Genomic DNA, 17,486 nt, shown 5'->3' on the forward strand with positions numbered 1-17,486 from the left:
CCCCCCCCCCCCCCCCCCCCCCCCCCCCCGCTTCTCTATCCATAGAACAGGACCCGCACGGCCCAGGACGCGCCTATAAACCCCGCCAAGTCGGCACACAGCGCCGCCGGTACCGCATAGCGGGTCTTTACGATCCCCGCCGCGCCAAAGTAGACGGCGATGGTATAGAAGGTCGTCTCCGTGGACCCCAGCATCACCGCAGCTGTGCGCCCCACCAGCGAGTCCGGGCCGTAGGTCTGGATGAGGTCGGCCCCCACCCCCAGGGCCGCGCTGCCGCTCACCGGCCGTACCAGCAGCAGCGCGATGGTCTCGGCCGGAATCCCCAGTCGCTCCAGGATGGGGCCCAGCAGTCCCGCCGCCAGTTCCAGCGCCCCGGAGGCACGGAGCATATAAACCGCCGTCAGCAGACCGATGAGAGGCGGCACGATCCGGATCAGCACCCCCAGCCCATCCCCTGCCCCGCAGACCAGCGCGTCATACACATCCACCCTGCGCAGCATCCCGTACAGGGCCACCACTGCAATGATAAAGGGCACCATCATGTTGAGCATCAATTCCACTCCGCTCACCCCCTACCTCCAAACTTTGGAAAATAGCTTGGCGGCCAGGATCCCCACCGAGACCGAGATGGCGGAGGCCAGCCAGACGGCGGGCAGAATATCGAAGGGCGCCGCACATCCCGCCCCGGCCCGTACCGCCGCCACGGTGGTGGGAATGAGTTGGATGGAGGCCGTGTTGCACACCACCAGCATGCACAGGCCGTCAGAGGCCACACCCGGCGTCTTCCTGCTCATCTTCCGGGCCGCTTCCAGGCCCAGGGGCGTGGCCGCATTGCCCAGTCCCAGCAGGTTCGCCGATACATTGGCGGAGATGGTGTCCATCACCTCTCTGTCCCGGGCAAAGGCCGGATAAAGCCTTCTGAGCACCGGCATCAGGAGCCGTGAGAGCTTATCCGACAATCCGGACCGCTTCATGACCTCCATCACGCCCATCCAAAGACAGAGCACGCCGGCCATGGACAGACACAGCTCCACCCCTGCCGCCGCCCCCTCCATGGCCGCCGCAGCCACTGCGGGCCCCCGCCCCGTCGCCAGCCCACACAGCACGGATAACACCACCATGCCGGTCCAGATGATTGTCATTGCCATAGCGCCGCCCTCACTTTCAACACTCATCTATACGCATGTCCCACTTCAAAAATACCTCCGGGGAAAACCTTTCACCGTGTTACAAAAATTCTCATGAGTTTCCAGATTTCGATTGACAAATCTATACCCCATGTTATAATACTGTCAGATATTGGTCTATTTGCAAGATTACTGTTTCCAATATCTGGGAAGGAGCATGAATTCATTATGAAATCCACTGGTATTGTACGTAAAGTCGACGAGCTCGGACGGATCGTTCTTCCGATCGAGCTTCGCCGCACATTGGACATCGCGGAAAAGGACTCCCTGGAGATTTATGTGGACGGCGCCTCCATTGTGCTGAAAAAGTACCAGCCCGCCTGCATTTTTTGCGATGACGCAAAAGATGTGATCAACTTCAAGGGCAAAAACGTATGTCCCAACTGCATTCGCGAGCTGATGGAAAAGTAACTCCTCTTTTGAGGCTGCAAAAAACCGGGGCCGTATCAACGGCCCCGGTTTTTTGTGGATTTACTCTTTGTACAGGCGAGTGATTATATAAGCGTGATATTTTTTTATTCCTATACTATATGTATAAATGGGTGTAATAAAATAACAAATAAGGGTTCGCTTCGAAAAACTTTTATGACTTTTCCGCCATAGATGCCTCATAAAGAGCATTCCTGGAAAGCGCCAGCTCTTCAGCTGCCTGCCGCACTGCATCCCGTCGGGTGTTCCCCTGCCCCAAAAGCTGTCTGACACGCGCCAGCCCCTGTTCCAGCGTCGGCTTTTCCTTCTGCCCCGGACAGCCCCCCTCCACGACCAGAACGAATTCCCCCTTCGGCGGATTTTGCCCATACCAGCTCTCCGCCTCGCCCAGGGTCGTCCTGCGGATCTCTTCATGGAGCTTGCTCAGCTCCCGGCACAGGGAGATCCGCCGTTCCGCCCCGAATGCCTCCCGCAAGTCCCTGAGCGTGGCCGTGAGTTTGTGAGGCGCCTCATAAAAGATCATCGTCCGCTGCTCACTCTTGAGCTCTTCCAGATGGGCCCGCCGGTTCTTTTTGTTCATGGCCAGAAATCCCTCAAAGGTAAAGCGTCCGGTAGGAAGCCCCGAGACGGCCAGAGCCGTGACCAGGGCGCACGGCCCCGGAATGGCCACCACCGGCACCCCCGCAGCGGCGCACTGGGCCACCAGATCCTCGCCGGGGTCGCTGACCGCCGGCGTCCCTGCGTCGGTGACCAGAGCGCAGTTCTCTCCAGCCAGGAGCCGCTCCAGCACCGCCGCGCCGCTGGTATCGGTGTTGTGCCGGTAGTAGCTCACCATAGGCTTTTTGATTCCCAGATGGTTGAGCAGCTTTACCGTGACTCGCGTATCCTCCGCCGCGATAAAGTCCACAGTCTCCAGCGTCTCTGCCATGCGGGATGAGATATCGCCCAGATTTCCAATGGGGGTGGGGACCAGATAAAGGGTTCCTGGCATGGTGGGACCTCCCTATTCCTTCTTAATTCCTTCTTATTTTACTCGCTCCGTGCGCAAGAGCACGGGCAGGACCTCCAGCCCGGGACGCCCCTGGCGGACCGCCTCCACCAAAACGGCGGAAGGCGGCGCATCCGGACTGTGCTGGACCAGGCGCATCCGTTTGGGCTCTAAGGATACCGCCCGCAGCTGCGCAAAAAGCTCTGGCAGCCGTTCGGGCCGATGGACCAGTGCCGCCCGCCCGCCGTTTTTGACCAGCCGCCCCGCGGCTGCGCAGAGCTGCTCCATCGAACAGCGCTCCTCACACCGCGCCGGGCCGCCGGAATACCCGCCCCCTTCTCGAAACCAAGGCGGGTTGGAGACCACCAGATCAAAATATCCGGACGGGAGCAGGGCCCTGTCCCGCAGATCGCCGGTGAGCACCTGTCCGCAGAGCCCGTTGAGAGCCAAGTTCCGCCGCGCCAGTTCTGCCGCCGCCGGCTCCACTTCCACCCCCGTGAGTTCCAGCTTCTCCTCCCGCTCCAGCAGGAGGAGTCCCAGCGCCCCGGAGCCGCAGCCCAGATCACAGACCCGAAACCCCCGCCGCACGGTGGCGAACCGGCTCAGATCCAAAGTGTCCGCTCCCAGAGGGAACACCCCCTCCGCCTGAAGCAGCACATAGCGCCCCAGTCGTTCCACCCGTTCCATCGTCCACAGCCCCTTTGCGGTATTCCCCATCCCCATGTCGTGTACCGAAGGCGGACAGGCGCCAGCCGGAACGCCGCGGCGATCTGCCTCGCCCGCAGCTTCACCGAGCGCCATAGGGCCGATGAGCTTCTCCCCGGTCTTTGAAATTCCATCGCAGGATGCGGGCGGTGAGTCCCCAGATCACATGTCCCTTATAGGTCCAAATGGGGACCTCCACCTTGCCTCCCCGCCAGCGGTAGCCCTGCGGAAAGCCGATAAGGGCATAGGGAAAGTCCTCCCCCACCTTGGGCTCCAGGGGATATGTGTACACCAGCGGCTCCTCCCGCCGAAAGAAGTCCGCCGGCACCAGAAAGGTCTCCTTTACCTCGTCCGCGCTGGCGGTCATATGGACCACCGCCCCCGTCTCTACCTGCGCCATTACGGGATGCATCAGGTCCCCCCTGGGCATATACACATCGTCCAACCGGGCAATGGGGCGAATGGCCGACGCCGGGATCCCCAGTTCTTCCCAGGTCTCACGAAAGGCACATTCCGTAGGGCTCTCGCCGGGCTCCATGTGTCCGCCCGGGAAGCAGACCTCCCCGGGCTGCCGCTCCAGGGTGTCGGCCCGGACCTCAAAGAGGACTTGGACCTCTCCCCGCCACTCCACCAGGGGGACCAGCACGGCATAGTGGGCCTTGGTCCCCATGATCTCAGGGACATGCCCCATGAATTCCTGTTCAAACTCTGAAATCGTCACAGCGCTGCCCTCCTCAGGATTCCGGAATCACAAAGTGCCCCAGAGCATCCGGCCGGGTCCAGAGCGTCATCCGGCCGGACGCCCGGGTGCGGCCCAGGTCGATGAGGCGCTGGTTGTCACTGCCCCGGAAGAGAGCCGCGTAGGACTTTCTCGCCACGAGGAACGGCCCGTCCACCAGCACATCGGTAGCGGAGAGCAGCGCGCGAAAGTCCGGCCGGTCCTCTGCCCGCAGCGCCTCATAGGTATACCCCGTATAGGTCCAGACATCCAGCCCACGGGCCTTGGCCTCCCGAGCCAGCGCCGCGCATTCCTCCGCCTGGAAAAACGGATCGCCGCCGGAGAGGGTCAGCCCCTGGAGCAGCGGATTTTTATCCAGCTCCGCCGCCAGCTCCGCCACACTCACCTCCCAGCCGCCGGAGGGATCATGGGTCTCGGGATTCTGGCAGCCGGGACAGCGGTGGGGACAGCCCTGGGTAAATACCGTCAGGCGCAGACCGGGGCCATCCACAATGGAGTCTGAAATCAGATTGGCAATGCGCACAGGGCTCCCCTCCCCATCAGCCGATTGGCCGTTTAAAGCTATTATACCCATCTGCAGCGGCAAACACAAGCGCGCAGAGCGCGCCGCGGAACCTTCTCTTCCGCGGCGCGCCCTTTTCCACTCCATTCAGACGCCGTGCTTCACACGGTCATGCTCCTCGGCCCGCTTGGCGTTATTGAAGCGGTCCAGCGTTCCCACCAGATAACCGGTGATCCGCCGGATGCGCTCGAAGGGAACGCCGTCCTCCTCCGTGCGGCCGCAGCCCGGACACTGATCGCCGATGATCCCTGAGAAACCGCACACCGGGTCCCGGTCCACCGGGTGGTTGACGGAGCCGTATCCGATCCCCGCCTCCTTCATATCCCGAATCACCCGCTCGAACGCCTCCAGGTTCTCGGTGGGGTCCCCGTCCATCTCAATGTAGCTGATATGGCCCGCGTTGGTGAGGGCGTGATAGGGGGCCTCGATCCGAATCTTGTCATGGGCCGTGATGGGATAATACACCGGCACATGGAAGGAGTTTGTATAGTAGTCCCGGTCGGTCACGCCGGGGATCTCGCCGTATTTCTCCTTGTCTATGCGCACAAAGCGCCCGGACAGTCCCTCCGCCGGCGTGGCCAGCAGGGAGAAGTTGAGCCCGCGCCTGGCGCTTTCGGCGTCCATTCTGGCACGCATGTGAGAGACAATCTCCAGGCCCAGCACCCGGGCCTTCTCGCTCTCCCCGTGATGCTCGCCTACAAGGCACTTGAGGGTCTCCGCCAGGCCGATAAAGCCCACGGACAGCGTGCCGTGCTTCAGCACTTCCCGCACCTCGTCGTTCCAGTCCAGACGGTCTGAATCCAGCCACACGCCCTGCCCCATGAGGAAGGGGAAATTGTAGACATGCTTGCGGCACTGGATCTCAAACCGCTCCAGAAGCTGGTCCACACACAGATCCAGCATCCGGTCCAATCCCTCAAAAAAGGTGTCCACGTCCCCTTTGGCCTTGATCGCCAGCCGGGGCAGGTTGATGGTGGTGAAGCTCAGGTTGCCCCGCCCGTTACAGATCTCCCGTTCGGGGTCATAGACGTTCCCGATGACCCGGGTCCGGCACCCCATGTAGGCGATCTCCGTCTCCGGATGTCCGGGCTTGTAATATTGCAGGTTGAAGGGGGCATCGATAAAGGAGAAATTGGGGAAGAGCCGTTTGGCCGAGCAGCGGATCGCCAGTTGGAAGAGGTCATAGTTCGGCTCGCCCGGATTATAGTTGATCCCCTCCTTCACGCGGAAGATCTGGATGGGAAAGATGGGGGTCTCCCCCCCGCCCAGGCCGGCCTCGGTGGAGAGGAGAATATTCTTCATGACCATGCGCCCTTCCGGCGAGGTATCCGTACCGTAGTTGATGGAGGAGAAAGGCGTCTGGGCGCCCGCCCGGGAGTGCATGGTGTTGAGATTGTGGATGAGCGCCTCCATGGCCTGATAAGTGGCCCGATCCGTCTCCTTCACGGCGCGGTAGTGGGCAAATCGCTGGGCCTTCCGGAGCTCCTCCTCATTCCCGAATCTGGGCGTAAGCTTGGGGAGCTCCGCTGCGGCATAGGCCTCGTTGTCTTCCAGTGTGGGGCGCAGGCCCGTCTCAGCCTCCACCTCGGCGATGATGTCTTTGAGCACGCCCTCCGGGTCCTCACCGCCCTCCAGCAGCAGCACCGCCCGGGCCAGATTTTGCCGGTACATGCGCACAAAGGTCTTGCGCACACCATCGGCCATCCCGTAGTCAAAGTCGGCAATCGCCTGTCCGCCGTGCTGGTCGTTCTGATTGGACTGGATGGCAATGCACGCAAGGGCGGCGTAAGAGGAGATGTCGTTGGGCTCCCGCAGGGTACCGTGCCCTGTGGAAAAACCGCCCTTGAAGAGCTTGCGGATGTCGATCTGGCAGCAGGTGGTGGTCAGCGTGAGGAAGTCCAGATCATGGATGTGGATGTCGCCCTCTCGATGGGCCCGGGCGTGCTCAGGCTTGAGCACAAACATATCGTAGAACTGTTTGGCCCCCTCGGACCCAAACTTGAGCATGGAGCCCATGGCGGTATCGCCGTCGATGTTGGCGTTTTCCCGCTTCAGATCAGACTCCCTGGCGGCGGTAAAGGTGATGTCCTCGTAAATCTTCATCAGCCTCGTGTTCATCTCCCGGGCCTTGCTACGCTGGTCCCGGTACAGGATGTAGGCCTTGGCGGTCTGGACATATCCGTTATCCATCAGCACCCGCTCCACCAGGTCCTGGATGTGCTCCACATCCGGCTGCCGGTCTCCCTCCAGCTCCAGGATAGAGACCACCTCGTCGGCCAGCTTGTGAGCGGTCTCTCCATAGCCCGGCTTGTAGGTGGCGTCAAAGGCCTTGCCGATCGCGCCTGCAATCTTCTCCTCGTCAAAGGGCGCCACCCTTCCGTCCCGCTTGCGGATGCTGGTCATGGTCATAGGGAACATCCTCCTCTGTGTCACAGGAAAAACGCCCTCTGCAAGGGCGTCATCGTTGTGCTCAAATAAATATGTAACACAATATCTTGTATTTGCTACTAAAAACGCATCTACATGATACCGTATCTGGGACAAGCCGTCAAGGAGAACCCGTGCCGAATTTTACCCTTCATTTTTAGATAACTTGCCAGTAGACAAAAACGGCATCCCCCCGATTCCGTGCCCGTACAGGCCTCGCCTTCCCTCCGGATCCAATAAATCTGTTCTGAAAGAAGATGGGAAGCGGCTGTGCCGCTTCCCATCTTCTTTCAGAACTTTATTCCTTTTCGAAGGCGTCCTTGCCCAGCCCGCAGACGGGGCACACCCAGTCTTCAGGGAGATCCTCCCAAGCTGTGCCGGGCGCGATTCCATTGTCGGGGTCGCCTACCGCAGGGTCATATTCATAGCCGCAGGGGCAGAGGTATTTCATCGTATATATCTTCCTTTCTCTTAGCCGAAGTAACGCTTCAGCAGGCCCTCGAAGGCCTTTCCATGCCGGGCCTCATCCCTTGCCATTTCATGTACGGTATCGTGAATGGCATCGAGGCCCAGCTCCTTGGCCTTCTTGGCGATCTCCATCTTACCGGCGGTGGCGCCGTTCTCAGCCTCTACACGCATCTCCAGGTTCTTCTTGGTGGAATCCGTGATGACCTCGCCCAGCAGCTCGGCAAACTTGGCGGCGTGCTCAGCCTCCTCGTAGGCGGCCTTCTCCCAGTAGAGACCGATCTCAGGATAGCCCTCCCGATGGGCCACACGGGCCATGGCCAGATACATGCCGACCTCGGAGCACTCGCCGTTGAAGTTCATGCGCAGGCCCTCGATGATCTCCTCAGGCGCGCCCTTGGCCACGCCGACCACATGCTCAGCCGCCCAGGTCTTCTCACCAGTCTGCTCCTGGAACTTCTCCCGGGGCGCCTTGCACTGCGGGCAGAACTCCGGAGCGGTCTCCCCCTCGTAAACATAGCCACAAATGGTGCAGATAAACTTTTTCATAATCGCTACCTCCAAAAACATTTTATATTTGCTAACAAGAATTGTTATTGATTAACTATCCATAGTATACCACAGCTATCCACTTTTGTAAAGAGGTTTGAAGAAATTTTTAGAAGAATTTTATTTTCCCCGTTCAGCCTATGGGTCCAAAGGGGAGCTTCCCCCGGAAAAAGGTTGGGCCCGCCGAAAACATCGGCGGGCCCAACCTCATGCTTCCGCTCCGTTCCGCTCTTCTCCCGGTGACTCTTCTTCTCTCAGGTCCCCTGCGGCAAGCTCCATAAGCTGTTCCTTGGTGGGTGCTTCCAATGCAGCCACCCGATCCGACTGACGGGAGACCGCCCGCTCGAAGAGATTCCGCACATCTCTGGCATTTCCGAAATTTTCGTCCCGCTGTTCATAAAGCGTCTGAAACAGCGTTTCGGCGTATCGCTCCGCCTCGTCGTCCAAAGTGTAGCCGTTCTTTTTGCACATGGACTGAAAAATCTCCAGAAGCTGGCCGCCATTGTAATCCTCAAAATAGAAATACTTATTGAACCGGCTCTCCAGACCGGGGTTGGCGTGGATGAACTCCCCCATCAGCTCGGTATATCCCGCCACGATCACAATGAGGTCGGCCCTGTGATCCTCCATCCCCTTCAGCAGCGTCTCGATGGCCTCCCGCCCAAAGTCGTTGGCATTGTCGTGGCTGGCCAGCGCGTATGCCTCATCGATAAAGAGGACCCCGCCCAGGGCTTTTTGAATGACCTCGTTGGTCTTGATGGCGGTCTGTCCCACAAAGCCGGCCACCAGCCCGGAGCGGTCCACCTCCACCAACTGTCCCTTGGAAAGGACGCCTATCGCGTGGTAGATCCTGGCCAGCAACCGGGCCACCGTGGTCTTTCCTGTGCCGGGATTCCCCATAAACACCAGATGAAGAGACATAGGAGGCACGGGAAGTCCCTCTTTTTCCCGGAGCCGGCGCACCTTGACCAGGTTGATGAGGCTTTTTACGTCCTTCTTGACCTGTTCCAAGCCGCAGAGTTCATCCAACTGGGCCAGCAGCTCCTCCAGGCTCACCTCCGGCTCGGCCTGGTTCCCGACCGGGGCCGGGTCCTCCTTCGACATCGCTGGAGCATCCCCCTCTGGCTGTGAACTTTGCCCTCCCCTGCGGGTGACGAAATCGTCCGCATCCAGCTTCGGCTTATCGTCCGGCAGTCCGTCCCGGTCGCACAGAGCGGAGAGCTTGTCCGCACAGGCGTTCACAAACCCGGCCTCCCTGTCGCTCACCGCGCCGTCCACTGCCGCGAACAGGAGCAGCATCAAGGTCAGCAGATCCACGAACCTGCGGGAGGTCTTTTGCCCATATGCTTTGTCATACTCCCGCATTTTTTGGAAGAAACCGGGGGCTTCAAATCCGGAGTAGTCGGCCACCGCTGTGGAGAGCTCCCAGAAGAGGGCCGCCGGCGCCGGGTTTCCCTTGCAGTAAATGGCGTTGTAGTATTCCACATGCTGCGGCGTCACGTTGCCTCCATCCGCCTGCCACACTCCCAGTGCGCACAAGCGCATGAACTCGTCCGCATCGGCGTTGAATTTCTGCCGCATGGCGGGATTGGCGATGTGCTGCCGGAAGGCGGCCACCCCATCGCTGTACTGTTTGTGCATCGCCGCGGCGGTCATTGCCCCCTTCATCGGCCCCACTCCTTTTCCTATTTTTACCTTGCCCGAAACGTCTTTCATTATATTGCAATGGCCCTTCCAGGTCAAGTCTCGCACCAGTAGACATAAAATTGTAAACAATTCATTATTTATTTCACTGCCCGGTTGACGATTTCCATCGAACCATGTACTATATACATAATTGAAGTAAAATCGAGCAGAGGGGGATTATCCATGCCCAACAAGCGCGCCACCGGCAGCCGCTCCACCGTGATCCGCTGCCCCAACTGCGGGGAAGATTACTCTGTCACCTATAAGCGCTGTCCGTTTTGCGAAGAGAAGGCATCCGCCAAAAAGCGGGAGCGCTATGAAGACGACGGCGGGGACTTCGAGATCGAATATGAGGGCGACGAGGAATCCACCTCCCGCCGGAGCGGCGGCAAGCGTCTGGCGGGCGGTTCCCCGCGGCGCGGGCAGGGCGGCGGAAGCTGGACGCCCCTGCGTCTCGCCGGCACTGTGATCTCACTGGCCATCATCGCCGCCGCGATCTGGATCGTGGCCACTCAGATTGTCCCGCTGGTAAAGCGCAGCGAGATCGACCCCGACGCCACGCCGACGCCCCCGGTCACGCAGAGCGAAGGCCCCTCTCAGGACCCCGACGCCACCGATGCGCCGGACGACACCACGCCTCCCAGTCTCACGCCGGAGCCGGAGGCCACTCCCACCGTACCGGTGGGGCAGACCGCCACCGGCTTCACGCTGAATAAGAGCGACTTCACCATGAACGATCAGTACCCGGACCCGGTCCAACTGACGGTCACCTTCACTCCGGCCGGGACCACGGGCGAGATCACCTGGACCAGCAGCAATCCCGATGTGGCCACGGTGGACGCCACCGGTCTGGTGCGCCCGGGCTCCAAGACCGGCTCTGCCACCATCACCGCAGCCATGGCGGGCGGCTACCAGCAGGAGTGCACCGTGCGCAACAGTGTCACCAGCGCCTCCTCGTCCGGCTCGGCCTCCTCCGCCTCCCTCAGCCTGAACAAGACGGACTTCACCTTCGGTTCTCTCTCCGAGCCGGCGGTACAGATGAAGGTGTCCGGCACCTCCTCCACCCCCGTGTGGTCCATCGGCAACACCTCGGTGGCCACCATCACGGAGGGCGGCCTTGTCAAGCCTGTGGGCCGCGGCACCACCACCATCACCTGCAAGGTGGACGGCCAGACGCTGGAGTGTATCGTGCGCTGTACGTTCTGACATCCGCAATGGCGGGCCCGAGTAAGGGTCCGCCATTGTATTTTCCTTCTAAATCGGATATAATGAACCGTCACGACCACTTTGGAAAGGAGCGTGCCCTTATGTCCAACATCTGGCACGACATCAACCCTGCCCGCATCCAGCCGGAGGACTTCATCGCAGTCATCGAGATCCCCCAAGGCAGTAAGAAAAAATATGAGCTGGATAAAGAGACCGGCCTCATCATCCTCGACCGGGTCCTTCATACCTCCACTCATTATCCCGCCAACTACGGCTTCATCCCCCGGACCTATGGCGACGACGGCGACCCGCTGGATGTGCTGGTACTCTGTTCCGAGGCCATGGACCCCCTGACGCTGGTGCGGGTCTATCCCATCGGCTACATCAGCATGCTGGACGGCGGCAAAAATGATGAGAAGATCATCGCCATCCCCTTCTCCGACCCCACCTACAACACCTATCAGGATATCTGGGAGCTGCCTGGCCATATCTTTGACGAGATGGCGCACTTTTTCTCCGTGTATAAGGCGCTGGAGGGAAAAGAGGCCGTCGCGGGCGACGTGAACGACCGCAAGGCCGCCATTCAGGTCATCTGCAAGGCGATGGATCACTACAATGAGACCTTCCTGGGCTCCTCCGACCACACTCCGGAGCGGCACTCCTCCCGTTGACCATACGGGCACTCCCCTCCCTTTGATCTACAAGGGCGTTTTCTTTAAGCAAACTTTAATACTTTTTTCGTTTTCTTCTCTCCCTCGGTATGATAGAATAAGCACATATCGATGGAAAAATTCAGAAAAGGCGGGAACCTGATGGACACACATTTTGACTGCCTGGTCATCGGCTCAGGCTACGCCGGTTCGGTGGCCGCCCGGGAGATGGCAGAGCGGGGCGGCCGGCGGGTCCTGGTGCTGGAGCGCCGCGGCCATGTGGGCGGCAACGCCTATGACTGCCTTGACGAGCACGGGATTCTCATTCATAAATACGGCCCGCATATCTTCCACACCTCTGAGCGTAGGGTCTTTGATTACCTCTCCCGCTTCACCGGCTGGCGGGATTACCAGCACCGGGTGGTGGCTAACGTCCACGGCCGTTTTCTGCCGGTCCCCTTCAATCTCACCTCCCTCCATATGGCCTTTCCCGAAGAGAAGGCCGCCCGGCTGGAGGACAAGCTTCTCTCCGCCTATAGCGCCAACGCCAGAGTCACCATCCTGTCGCTGCGGGAAAATACCGATCCCGAGCTAAGGGAGGTGGCGGATTATGTCTACGAAAATGTATTCGTTCACTACACCATGAAGCAGTGGGGGCAGCTCCCCGAGGAGATTGACCCGGCCACCACGGCCCGGGTCCCCATCCTTCTCAGCCGGGACGACCGGTATTTCCAGGACCCCTATCAGGGAATGCCCCTGGAGGGCTATACCCCGCTGTTCCAGCGTATGCTGGATCATCCCCGCATCACCGTGGAGCTGGGGGTGGACGCCCGTGAACGGATGGCGCTGGAGGACGGCGTCATCCGCCTGGACGGCGAGCCCTTTGCCGGCCCGGTCATCTACACCGGCGAGGTGGACGAGCTCTTTTCCTTCCGTTTCGGCCATCTGCCCTACCGCACACTGGACTTTGATTTTGAGACGCTGGAAGTGGACCGGTTCCAGCCCACGGCCACGGTGAACTATACGGTGAGTGAGGACTATACCCGCATCACCGAGTATAAGCAGCTCACCGGGCAGGTGGTGCCCGGGAGGACCACCATCATGGAGGAGTACTCCCGGGCCTATACCGGTTCTCCCGGCGAGATCCCTTACTACGCTGTCATCAGCCCGGAAAACAACGCCCTCTACGGTCGGTACCGGGACCTGGCCGGCGGCTTTTCCAACCTTCACCTACTGGGCCGGCTGGCCGAGTATAAATATTATAATATGGACGCCATCGCGCTGCGGGCCCTGACCCTGTGCGACGGTATCCTGGAGCAATAGGAGCGGATTTTGTGAAATTGCTGACATTCGCGGTCCCCTGCTATAATTCTCAGGCTTACATGGAGCACTGTGTCGAGACGCTTCTGGAAGGCGGCGACGACGTGGAGATCATCCTTGTGGATGACGGCTCCAAGGACGATACCGGCGCCATCGCCGACCGATATGCCGCCCAATACCCCGATATCGTCCGGGTGGTGCACCAGGAAAACGGGGGCCACGGCGAGGGGGTCAATCAGGGGCTCCGCCGGGCCCAGGGGCTCTACTACAAAGTGGTGGACTCCGATGACTGGGCCGACGTGGACGCCCTCCGCAAGGTCATTGCCAAGCTGCGGGAGTTCTCCCAGATGGAGCATCCCGTGGACATGCTGGTGTGCAACTACGTCTACGAGCATGTGGAAGACCAGACGCAGAAGGTCATGCGGTACACCAACGTCTTCCCCCAGAATCGGGTCTTCACCTGGGATGAGATCGGACGGTTCCGCCCCTCCCAGTATCTGCTGATGCACTCGGTTTTCTACCGTACCCAACTGCTCCGAGGCTGCGGCCTAGAGCTTCCCAAGCACACCTTCTATGTGGACAACATCTTTGTCTACCAGCCCCTTCCCTTTGTCAAGACTCTTTACTATATGGATCTGGACTTTTACCGCTACTTCATCGGCCGGGCCGATCAGAGCGTGAACGAGCAGGTGATGGTGAAGCGGGTGGACCAGCAGCTCCGGGTGACCCGGATCATGATCGACTCCCACAACCTGAGGAGCGTCGCCGCGCAGCACCGCCGGCTGAGCCGGTATATGTTCAACTACCTCTCCATGATGATGACCATCTCCTCCGTTTTCCTCATCATTGACGGCTCTCCCGAGGCGCTGGGCAAAAAGACGGAGCTGTGGGAATATCTGCGGACGGTGGACAGCGGCATCTACCACAAGATGAAATACCGCTCCATCAGCGCCGTGGGCAACTTTCCCGGTTACCAGGGCCGGAAGCTCTCCGTGCGTCTCTACCGCCTGGCCCGGCGCATCTATAAGTTCAATTAGGACTTGCCTGCAGATTGGACATGGGCCGAAGGCCTGCGGGCCAGCCATTTTCAGCAGGGCCTAACGCAGTCTGTACGCGCGGCCCGCGGCCCCGGTAGAAAGGAGGTCCGCCATGAACCTGTGGCTCATTCCCCCGCTGACCCTGGCCGCCCTGGCGGCGGCCCTGTACCTGATCTTCTACTGGACTGTCCGGCGGCGGGATCTGGTCCGCCGCCCCGTGGAGCGTCAGGTGGGCTACGGCTTCAAGCGGGCCTTGCTCATCTATCAGCCCTCCAACCGGGGGCGGAACAACGCCATCGCCTGGGCGCTGGCCCGGGCCCTGGCCAGGGCGGGCCATACGGTGACGGTGAACTACCCCTCCCCCGTCCTCCAATATGACCCCATGGAATATGACCTTCTGATCTTCGGAGGCAGCGCCTATATGGGCGAGGTGGGACGCCCCCTGAAAAATTACCTCTCCTCGCTCCGCTTCAGTGGCAAGAAGGTCCTGCTCTTTGTGGTGGGAGAGCTGGAGCGCGCGCCCGAAATGGCCGGCCTGCGGCTCTGTGTTCCCGCCGGGAACCAGGTCCGTTCCATCAAGATCCGTCCCGGCCAGGAGAAGCAGCTCAGCCAATTCGCGCTGGGGTAGTACGAGGCAAGAGGCGCCGTCCGCCTCTTGCTTTTTTTTTCGTTTCCGGGTAAAATAATGGCACTGTCAGAAGGAGGTCCGATGTAAATGACCCGTGACGAAGCCTTTGAATTTCTGGACCGCGCCGCCCGCGGCATCGCGGAAATGTTCGGCTCCTCCTGTGAGACTCTGGTCCACGATATGGGCGTGCCCACCCACCCCATTCTGTCCATTTATAACGGGCATGTCTCCGGCCGGGAGGTGGGCTCCACCCTGGATATCCTGGGCACCGCCCGGGAGCTGGACCCCGAGGCCCGGAGCAGCGATCAGGTGAACCTGTATGCCACCACCCCCTCCGGCCAGCAGATCAAATCCTCCACCTTTCATCTCATCGGAGAGGACTACAATCTGGCCCTGGGCATCAACTTTGACTACACCTCCCTTGTCTACGCCAATCGCATTCTGGTGGACCTGATGAGTGCGGAGGCCGACCTCAAGACCGCCCTGTGGCAGGGCGGCGACTCCGCCCTGGCCGATCTTTTCGACGAGTGTCTCTCCGCCGTGGGGAAGCCCGTGGATGCCCTGAGCAAGGCGGACCGGTTGAAGATCGTGGCCATGATGGACCAGAAAAACGCGTTTTCCTACCGGAAATCGGTGCCCTTTGCCGCCCGGCGGCTGGGTGTGAGCCGTTACACGGTATACAAATATCTCGATGAGCTGGCCCAGCGGGAGGGCGCCTCCCGCGCGTAATGCAGAGCATGGGTATCCGGCCCGTCTTTTCAGGAAAGGAAGAATCGATTATGTATCAAAAAGAGATCGAGGCATATTGGAACGACCCTGCTCGGGAGCAGGAGCTGGTCGCCGCCATCTCCCGGCTGGTGGGCGTTAAGAGCGTGAAGGGCGAGGCCGAACCCGGCAAGCCCTTTGGCCCTGGCCCCGCCGCCGCGCTTACGGAGGCCCTGTCCCTCTGCAAGGAGTTGGGGTTTGCCGTCACCGACTATGACCACTATGTCGGCCTTGCCGACCTCAACGACAAGGAGACCCGGCTGCACATCCTGGGCCACTTGGACGTGGTGGGCGAGGGCTCCGGCTGGTCCACCGATCCCTATACCTGCGTGGAGCGGGACGGGATGCTCTATGGCCGAGGAGTCTCCGACGACAAGGGCCCCGTGGTCTGCGCCCTCCTGGCCATGAAGGCGGTCCGGGAGCTGGGATTCCCCGTGAGCGCCAACGCCCGGCTGATCCTGGGTACCGATGAGGAGAGCGGCTCCGCCGACATCGCCTATTACTACGCCCGGGAGCCCTACGCCCCCTATGCCTTTACCCCGGATGCCGACTTCCCTGTCATCAACATCGAGAAGGGACATTACCATCCCGATTTCGGCGCGCAGTGGGAGCGCTCCGGCGCGCTCCCACGGGTGGCCGCCATGACCGGCGGTTTCCGTCAGAATGTGGTCCCCCCCGAAGCCGAGTGCATGATCCTGGGCCTCTTTGACCGGGATGTCCGGTCCGTCTGTGACGAAGTGGCCCAGACCACCGGCGCAGCCTTCCTGGTAAACGGCTCCGCCAGCGGCTGCCACATCCACTGTGAGGGCAAAAATGCCCATGCCGCCTCCCCCGACGACGGTATCAATGCCATCGCCGCCCTCCTGGAGGTATTGGAACGCCTCCCCTTGGCCGACTGCGGCAGCACAAAGGCTGTCCGGGCCCTGCACACCCTCTTCCCCTTTGGGGACAATCGCGGCAAGGCCCTCGGCATCGCCCAGGAGGACGCCGAATCCGGCCCCCTTACTCTGAATTTTGCTCTTCTCACCCTCACCGAGACCGGCTTTACCGCCAAATTTGACGTGCGTTTCCCCATCTGTGCCACGGAGGAAACCTGCAAAAAGGCCTGTGAGGCCGCTTTCGCGGGCTATGGCATCTCGGTCACCGGCGACCCGGATATGACCACCGTTCACTGCGTCCCCCGTGATTCCGAGCTGGTCCAGACTCTGCTGCGGTGCTATGCCGATTATACCGGCGTGGAAAACCCCCAGCCTATCGCCATCGGCGGCGGCACCTATGTCCACGACATCCCCGGCGGCGTGGCCTTCGGCTGTGACTTCCCCGGCTTTGACCCCAAGATGCACGCTGCCGACGAGCAGGCCAGCATCCCGAACCTCCTTCTCTCCTGCAAGATCTTCACCCAGGCTATCGCGGAGCTGTGCCGGTGATGGGAAGGCTGCGCGGGCGCGCCGCCGCCCTGGCCGCCGCGGCCCTTCTCTGTCTGAGCCTCACGGCCTGCGGGGAGACAAAGATGACCGTCTTCGACGCCACCGCTTACGTGAAGGGCGTGCTGGACGAGACCTACAAGGGGACCTGGAACAATGCCTTTCTGGATCTGGTGGAGCTCACCGACGGGGAGGCCCAGGACGCCTACGAGGCGTCCCTGGAGCAGGAGTACCGGCGGTTTGCCTACCAGTTTGACCTGGACGAGAGCGCCCTTACGGAGGAGACCCGACAGGCGGTGTTGGATCTTCTCGCGGAGGTCTGCGCCAAGGCACAGTACAGCGTCCAGGAGGCCGTGCCCCTGGACGACACCCGATACGCCGTGGAAGTCTCCGTCCGTCCCCTGGACCTCTTCCTTCAGGTCCGTGAGGACAGTTTGGCGGATTATCAGGAGGCGTTCGCCCGGAAATACGCCGATACTGACCTCGACGCGCTCCCGCAGGACGAACAGGAACAATTCCGCACGGACTATGAAAACGACTGGGCCATGGGCATTGTATCCCTCTGCCGGGACACCCTGGGACTTTTGAACCAACTGGATGTCGTCCCCATCCTGGTGTTGGTGGCCCCCGATGACGACGGCCTCTATTCCATGGGCGACAACGACTTTTCCAATCTCTCCGCACTGATTCTTCCCTACTGAAAAAGCCCCCCGGCGGCG

19 protein-coding genes are annotated in these 17,486 nt (G+C 60.8%); 9 read left to right on the forward strand and 10 right to left on the reverse strand.

Annotated features, from left to right (window positions below):
• Nucleotides 1-35: 35 nt before the first annotated feature.
• Nucleotides 36-560, reverse strand: coding sequence for a spore maturation protein (locus ABUA09_RS05105; RefSeq protein WP_227151858.1), 525 nt, complete (start codon nucleotides 558-560; stop codon nucleotides 36-38).
• A 12-nt stretch (nucleotides 561-572) separates the two neighbouring features.
• A complete protein-coding gene (locus ABUA09_RS05110) occupies nucleotides 573-1,148 on the reverse strand; it encodes a spore maturation protein A (RefSeq protein ID WP_033117363.1) in 576 nt (191 codons plus the stop codon).
• A gap of 207 nt (nucleotides 1,149-1,355) precedes the next feature.
• On the opposite strand from ABUA09_RS05110, the gene ABUA09_RS05115 reads away from it, so the two are divergent.
• Complete coding sequence (locus tag ABUA09_RS05115) at nucleotides 1,356-1,598, forward strand: AbrB/MazE/SpoVT family DNA-binding domain-containing protein (protein WP_033117362.1); 243 nt, start codon at nucleotides 1,356-1,358, stop codon at nucleotides 1,596-1,598.
• Between the two features lie 172 nt (nucleotides 1,599-1,770).
• Here the strand turns inward: ABUA09_RS05115 and rsmI are convergent, their stop codons facing one another.
• From rsmI to ABUA09_RS05155, 8 genes are all read right to left on the reverse strand, one after another.
• Nucleotides 1,771-2,607, reverse strand: coding sequence for a 16S rRNA (cytidine(1402)-2'-O)-methyltransferase (gene rsmI, locus ABUA09_RS05120; protein ID WP_033117361.1), 837 nt, complete (start codon nucleotides 2,605-2,607; stop codon nucleotides 1,771-1,773).
• A 33-nt stretch (nucleotides 2,608-2,640) separates the two neighbouring features.
• Nucleotides 2,641-3,405 (reverse strand): tRNA1(Val) (adenine(37)-N6)-methyltransferase, encoded by a 765-nt coding sequence (locus tag ABUA09_RS05125; RefSeq protein WP_253284599.1) that lies wholly within the window; start codon nucleotides 3,403-3,405, stop codon nucleotides 2,641-2,643.
• Nucleotides 3,392-4,030, reverse strand: coding sequence for an NUDIX hydrolase (locus ABUA09_RS05130; protein ID WP_279204928.1), 639 nt, complete (start codon nucleotides 4,028-4,030; stop codon nucleotides 3,392-3,394). The genes ABUA09_RS05125 and ABUA09_RS05130 overlap by 14 nt, the downstream gene beginning before the upstream one ends.
• Before the next feature lie 13 nt (nucleotides 4,031-4,043).
• Nucleotides 4,044-4,571 carry an anaerobic ribonucleoside-triphosphate reductase activating protein gene (gene nrdG / locus ABUA09_RS05135; RefSeq protein ID WP_227151832.1) on the reverse strand — a complete coding sequence of 176 codons (528 nt, stop codon included), beginning with the start codon at nucleotides 4,569-4,571 and terminating at the stop codon, nucleotides 4,044-4,046.
• A gap of 126 nt (nucleotides 4,572-4,697) precedes the next feature.
• The gene (locus ABUA09_RS05140; protein ID WP_033117357.1) at nucleotides 4,698-7,019 is read right to left on the reverse strand and encodes an anaerobic ribonucleoside triphosphate reductase; all 2,322 of its coding nucleotides are present in this window, start codon (nucleotides 7,017-7,019) and stop codon (nucleotides 4,698-4,700) included.
• 316 nt (nucleotides 7,020-7,335) lie between these two features.
• Complete coding sequence (locus ABUA09_RS05145) at nucleotides 7,336-7,488, reverse strand: rubredoxin (protein ID WP_075704457.1); 153 nt, start codon at nucleotides 7,486-7,488, stop codon at nucleotides 7,336-7,338.
• Nucleotides 7,489-7,508: 20 nt separating this feature from the next.
• Nucleotides 7,509-8,051, reverse strand: a complete 543-nt coding sequence (locus tag ABUA09_RS05150; protein WP_033117356.1) for a ferritin family protein — start codon at nucleotides 8,049-8,051, stop codon at nucleotides 7,509-7,511.
• Nucleotides 8,052-8,258: 207 nt separating this feature from the next.
• Nucleotides 8,259-9,719 carry an AAA family ATPase gene (locus ABUA09_RS05155; protein WP_279204924.1) on the reverse strand — a complete coding sequence of 487 codons (1,461 nt, stop codon included), beginning with the start codon at nucleotides 9,717-9,719 and terminating at the stop codon, nucleotides 8,259-8,261.
• A 201-nt stretch (nucleotides 9,720-9,920) separates the two neighbouring features.
• Here ABUA09_RS05155 and ABUA09_RS05160 point away from each other — a divergent pair, with 201 nt between their 5' ends.
• The 8 genes from ABUA09_RS05160 (at nucleotide 9,921) to ABUA09_RS05195 (ending at nucleotide 17,468) form a co-directional block, all read left to right on the forward strand.
• Nucleotides 9,921-10,943, forward strand: a complete 1,023-nt coding sequence (locus tag ABUA09_RS05160) for an Ig-like domain-containing protein (protein WP_033117355.1) — start codon at nucleotides 9,921-9,923, stop codon at nucleotides 10,941-10,943.
• A 101-nt stretch (nucleotides 10,944-11,044) separates the two neighbouring features.
• Entirely contained in the window at nucleotides 11,045-11,614 is a 570-nt protein-coding gene (locus ABUA09_RS05165; protein WP_033117354.1) for an inorganic diphosphatase, read from the forward strand.
• A 141-nt stretch (nucleotides 11,615-11,755) separates the two neighbouring features.
• On the forward strand, nucleotides 11,756-12,916 hold the full coding sequence (gene glf / locus ABUA09_RS05170; RefSeq protein ID WP_349949192.1) for a UDP-galactopyranose mutase: 1,161 nt from the start codon (nucleotides 11,756-11,758) through the stop codon (nucleotides 12,914-12,916).
• Nucleotides 12,917-12,927: 11 nt separating this feature from the next.
• Entirely contained in the window at nucleotides 12,928-13,950 is a 1,023-nt protein-coding gene (locus ABUA09_RS05175; protein WP_033117353.1) for a glycosyltransferase family 2 protein, read from the forward strand.
• 112 nt (nucleotides 13,951-14,062) lie between these two features.
• Nucleotides 14,063-14,578 carry a flavodoxin family protein gene (locus tag ABUA09_RS05180; RefSeq protein ID WP_058118282.1) on the forward strand — a complete coding sequence of 172 codons (516 nt, stop codon included), beginning with the start codon at nucleotides 14,063-14,065 and terminating at the stop codon, nucleotides 14,576-14,578.
• Nucleotides 14,579-14,665: 87 nt separating this feature from the next.
• On the forward strand, nucleotides 14,666-15,307 hold the full coding sequence (locus ABUA09_RS05185) for a helix-turn-helix transcriptional regulator (protein WP_033117351.1): 642 nt from the start codon (nucleotides 14,666-14,668) through the stop codon (nucleotides 15,305-15,307).
• Nucleotides 15,308-15,357: 50 nt separating this feature from the next.
• On the forward strand, nucleotides 15,358-16,770 hold the full coding sequence (locus ABUA09_RS05190; protein WP_033117350.1) for a Sapep family Mn(2+)-dependent dipeptidase: 1,413 nt from the start codon (nucleotides 15,358-15,360) through the stop codon (nucleotides 16,768-16,770).
• The gene (locus tag ABUA09_RS05195) at nucleotides 16,770-17,468 is read left to right on the forward strand and encodes a hypothetical protein (RefSeq protein ID WP_033117349.1); all 699 of its coding nucleotides are present in this window, start codon (nucleotides 16,770-16,772) and stop codon (nucleotides 17,466-17,468) included. The genes ABUA09_RS05190 and ABUA09_RS05195 overlap by 1 nt, the downstream gene beginning before the upstream one ends.
• Nucleotides 17,469-17,486 lie beyond the last annotated feature (18 nt).

The sequence above is a fragment of the Intestinimonas sp. RTP31139st1_F5_RTP31139_211217 genome, from assembly GCF_040226735.1.
GTDB classification, from domain to species: Bacteria; Bacillota; Clostridia; order Oscillospirales; family Oscillospiraceae; genus Intestinimonas; species Intestinimonas butyriciproducens.

Coding starts and splice junctions, on each gene's coding strand:
- ABUA09_RS05185 (WP_033117351.1), top strand. CDS start 14,666: ATGACCCGTGACGAAGCCTTTGAATTTCTGGACCGCGCCGCCCGCGGC.
- glf (WP_349949192.1), top strand. CDS start 11,756: ATGGACACACATTTTGACTGCCTGGTCATCGGCTCAGGCTACGCCGGT.
- ABUA09_RS05125 (WP_253284599.1), bottom strand. CDS start 3,405: ATGGCGCTCGGTGAAGCTGCGGGCGAGGCAGATCGCCGCGGCGTTCCG.
- ABUA09_RS05180 (WP_058118282.1), top strand. CDS start 14,063: ATGAACCTGTGGCTCATTCCCCCGCTGACCCTGGCCGCCCTGGCGGCG.
- rsmI (WP_033117361.1), bottom strand. CDS start 2,607: ATGCCAGGAACCCTTTATCTGGTCCCCACCCCCATTGGAAATCTGGGC.
- ABUA09_RS05155 (WP_279204924.1), bottom strand. CDS start 9,719: ATGAAGGGGGCAATGACCGCCGCGGCGATGCACAAACAGTACAGCGAT.
- ABUA09_RS05110 (WP_033117363.1), bottom strand. CDS start 1,148: ATGGCAATGACAATCATCTGGACCGGCATGGTGGTGTTATCCGTGCTG.
- ABUA09_RS05160 (WP_033117355.1), top strand. CDS start 9,921: ATGCCCAACAAGCGCGCCACCGGCAGCCGCTCCACCGTGATCCGCTGC.
- ABUA09_RS05150 (WP_033117356.1), bottom strand. CDS start 8,051: ATGAAAAAGTTTATCTGCACCATTTGTGGCTATGTTTACGAGGGGGAG.
- ABUA09_RS05165 (WP_033117354.1), top strand. CDS start 11,045: ATGTCCAACATCTGGCACGACATCAACCCTGCCCGCATCCAGCCGGAG.
- ABUA09_RS05115 (WP_033117362.1), top strand. CDS start 1,356: ATGAAATCCACTGGTATTGTACGTAAAGTCGACGAGCTCGGACGGATC.
- ABUA09_RS05145 (WP_075704457.1), bottom strand. CDS start 7,488: ATGAAATACCTCTGCCCCTGCGGCTATGAATATGACCCTGCGGTAGGC.
- ABUA09_RS05190 (WP_033117350.1), top strand. CDS start 15,358: ATGTATCAAAAAGAGATCGAGGCATATTGGAACGACCCTGCTCGGGAG.
- ABUA09_RS05195 (WP_033117349.1), top strand. CDS start 16,770: ATGGGAAGGCTGCGCGGGCGCGCCGCCGCCCTGGCCGCCGCGGCCCTT.
- ABUA09_RS05140 (WP_033117357.1), bottom strand. CDS start 7,019: ATGACCATGACCAGCATCCGCAAGCGGGACGGAAGGGTGGCGCCCTTT.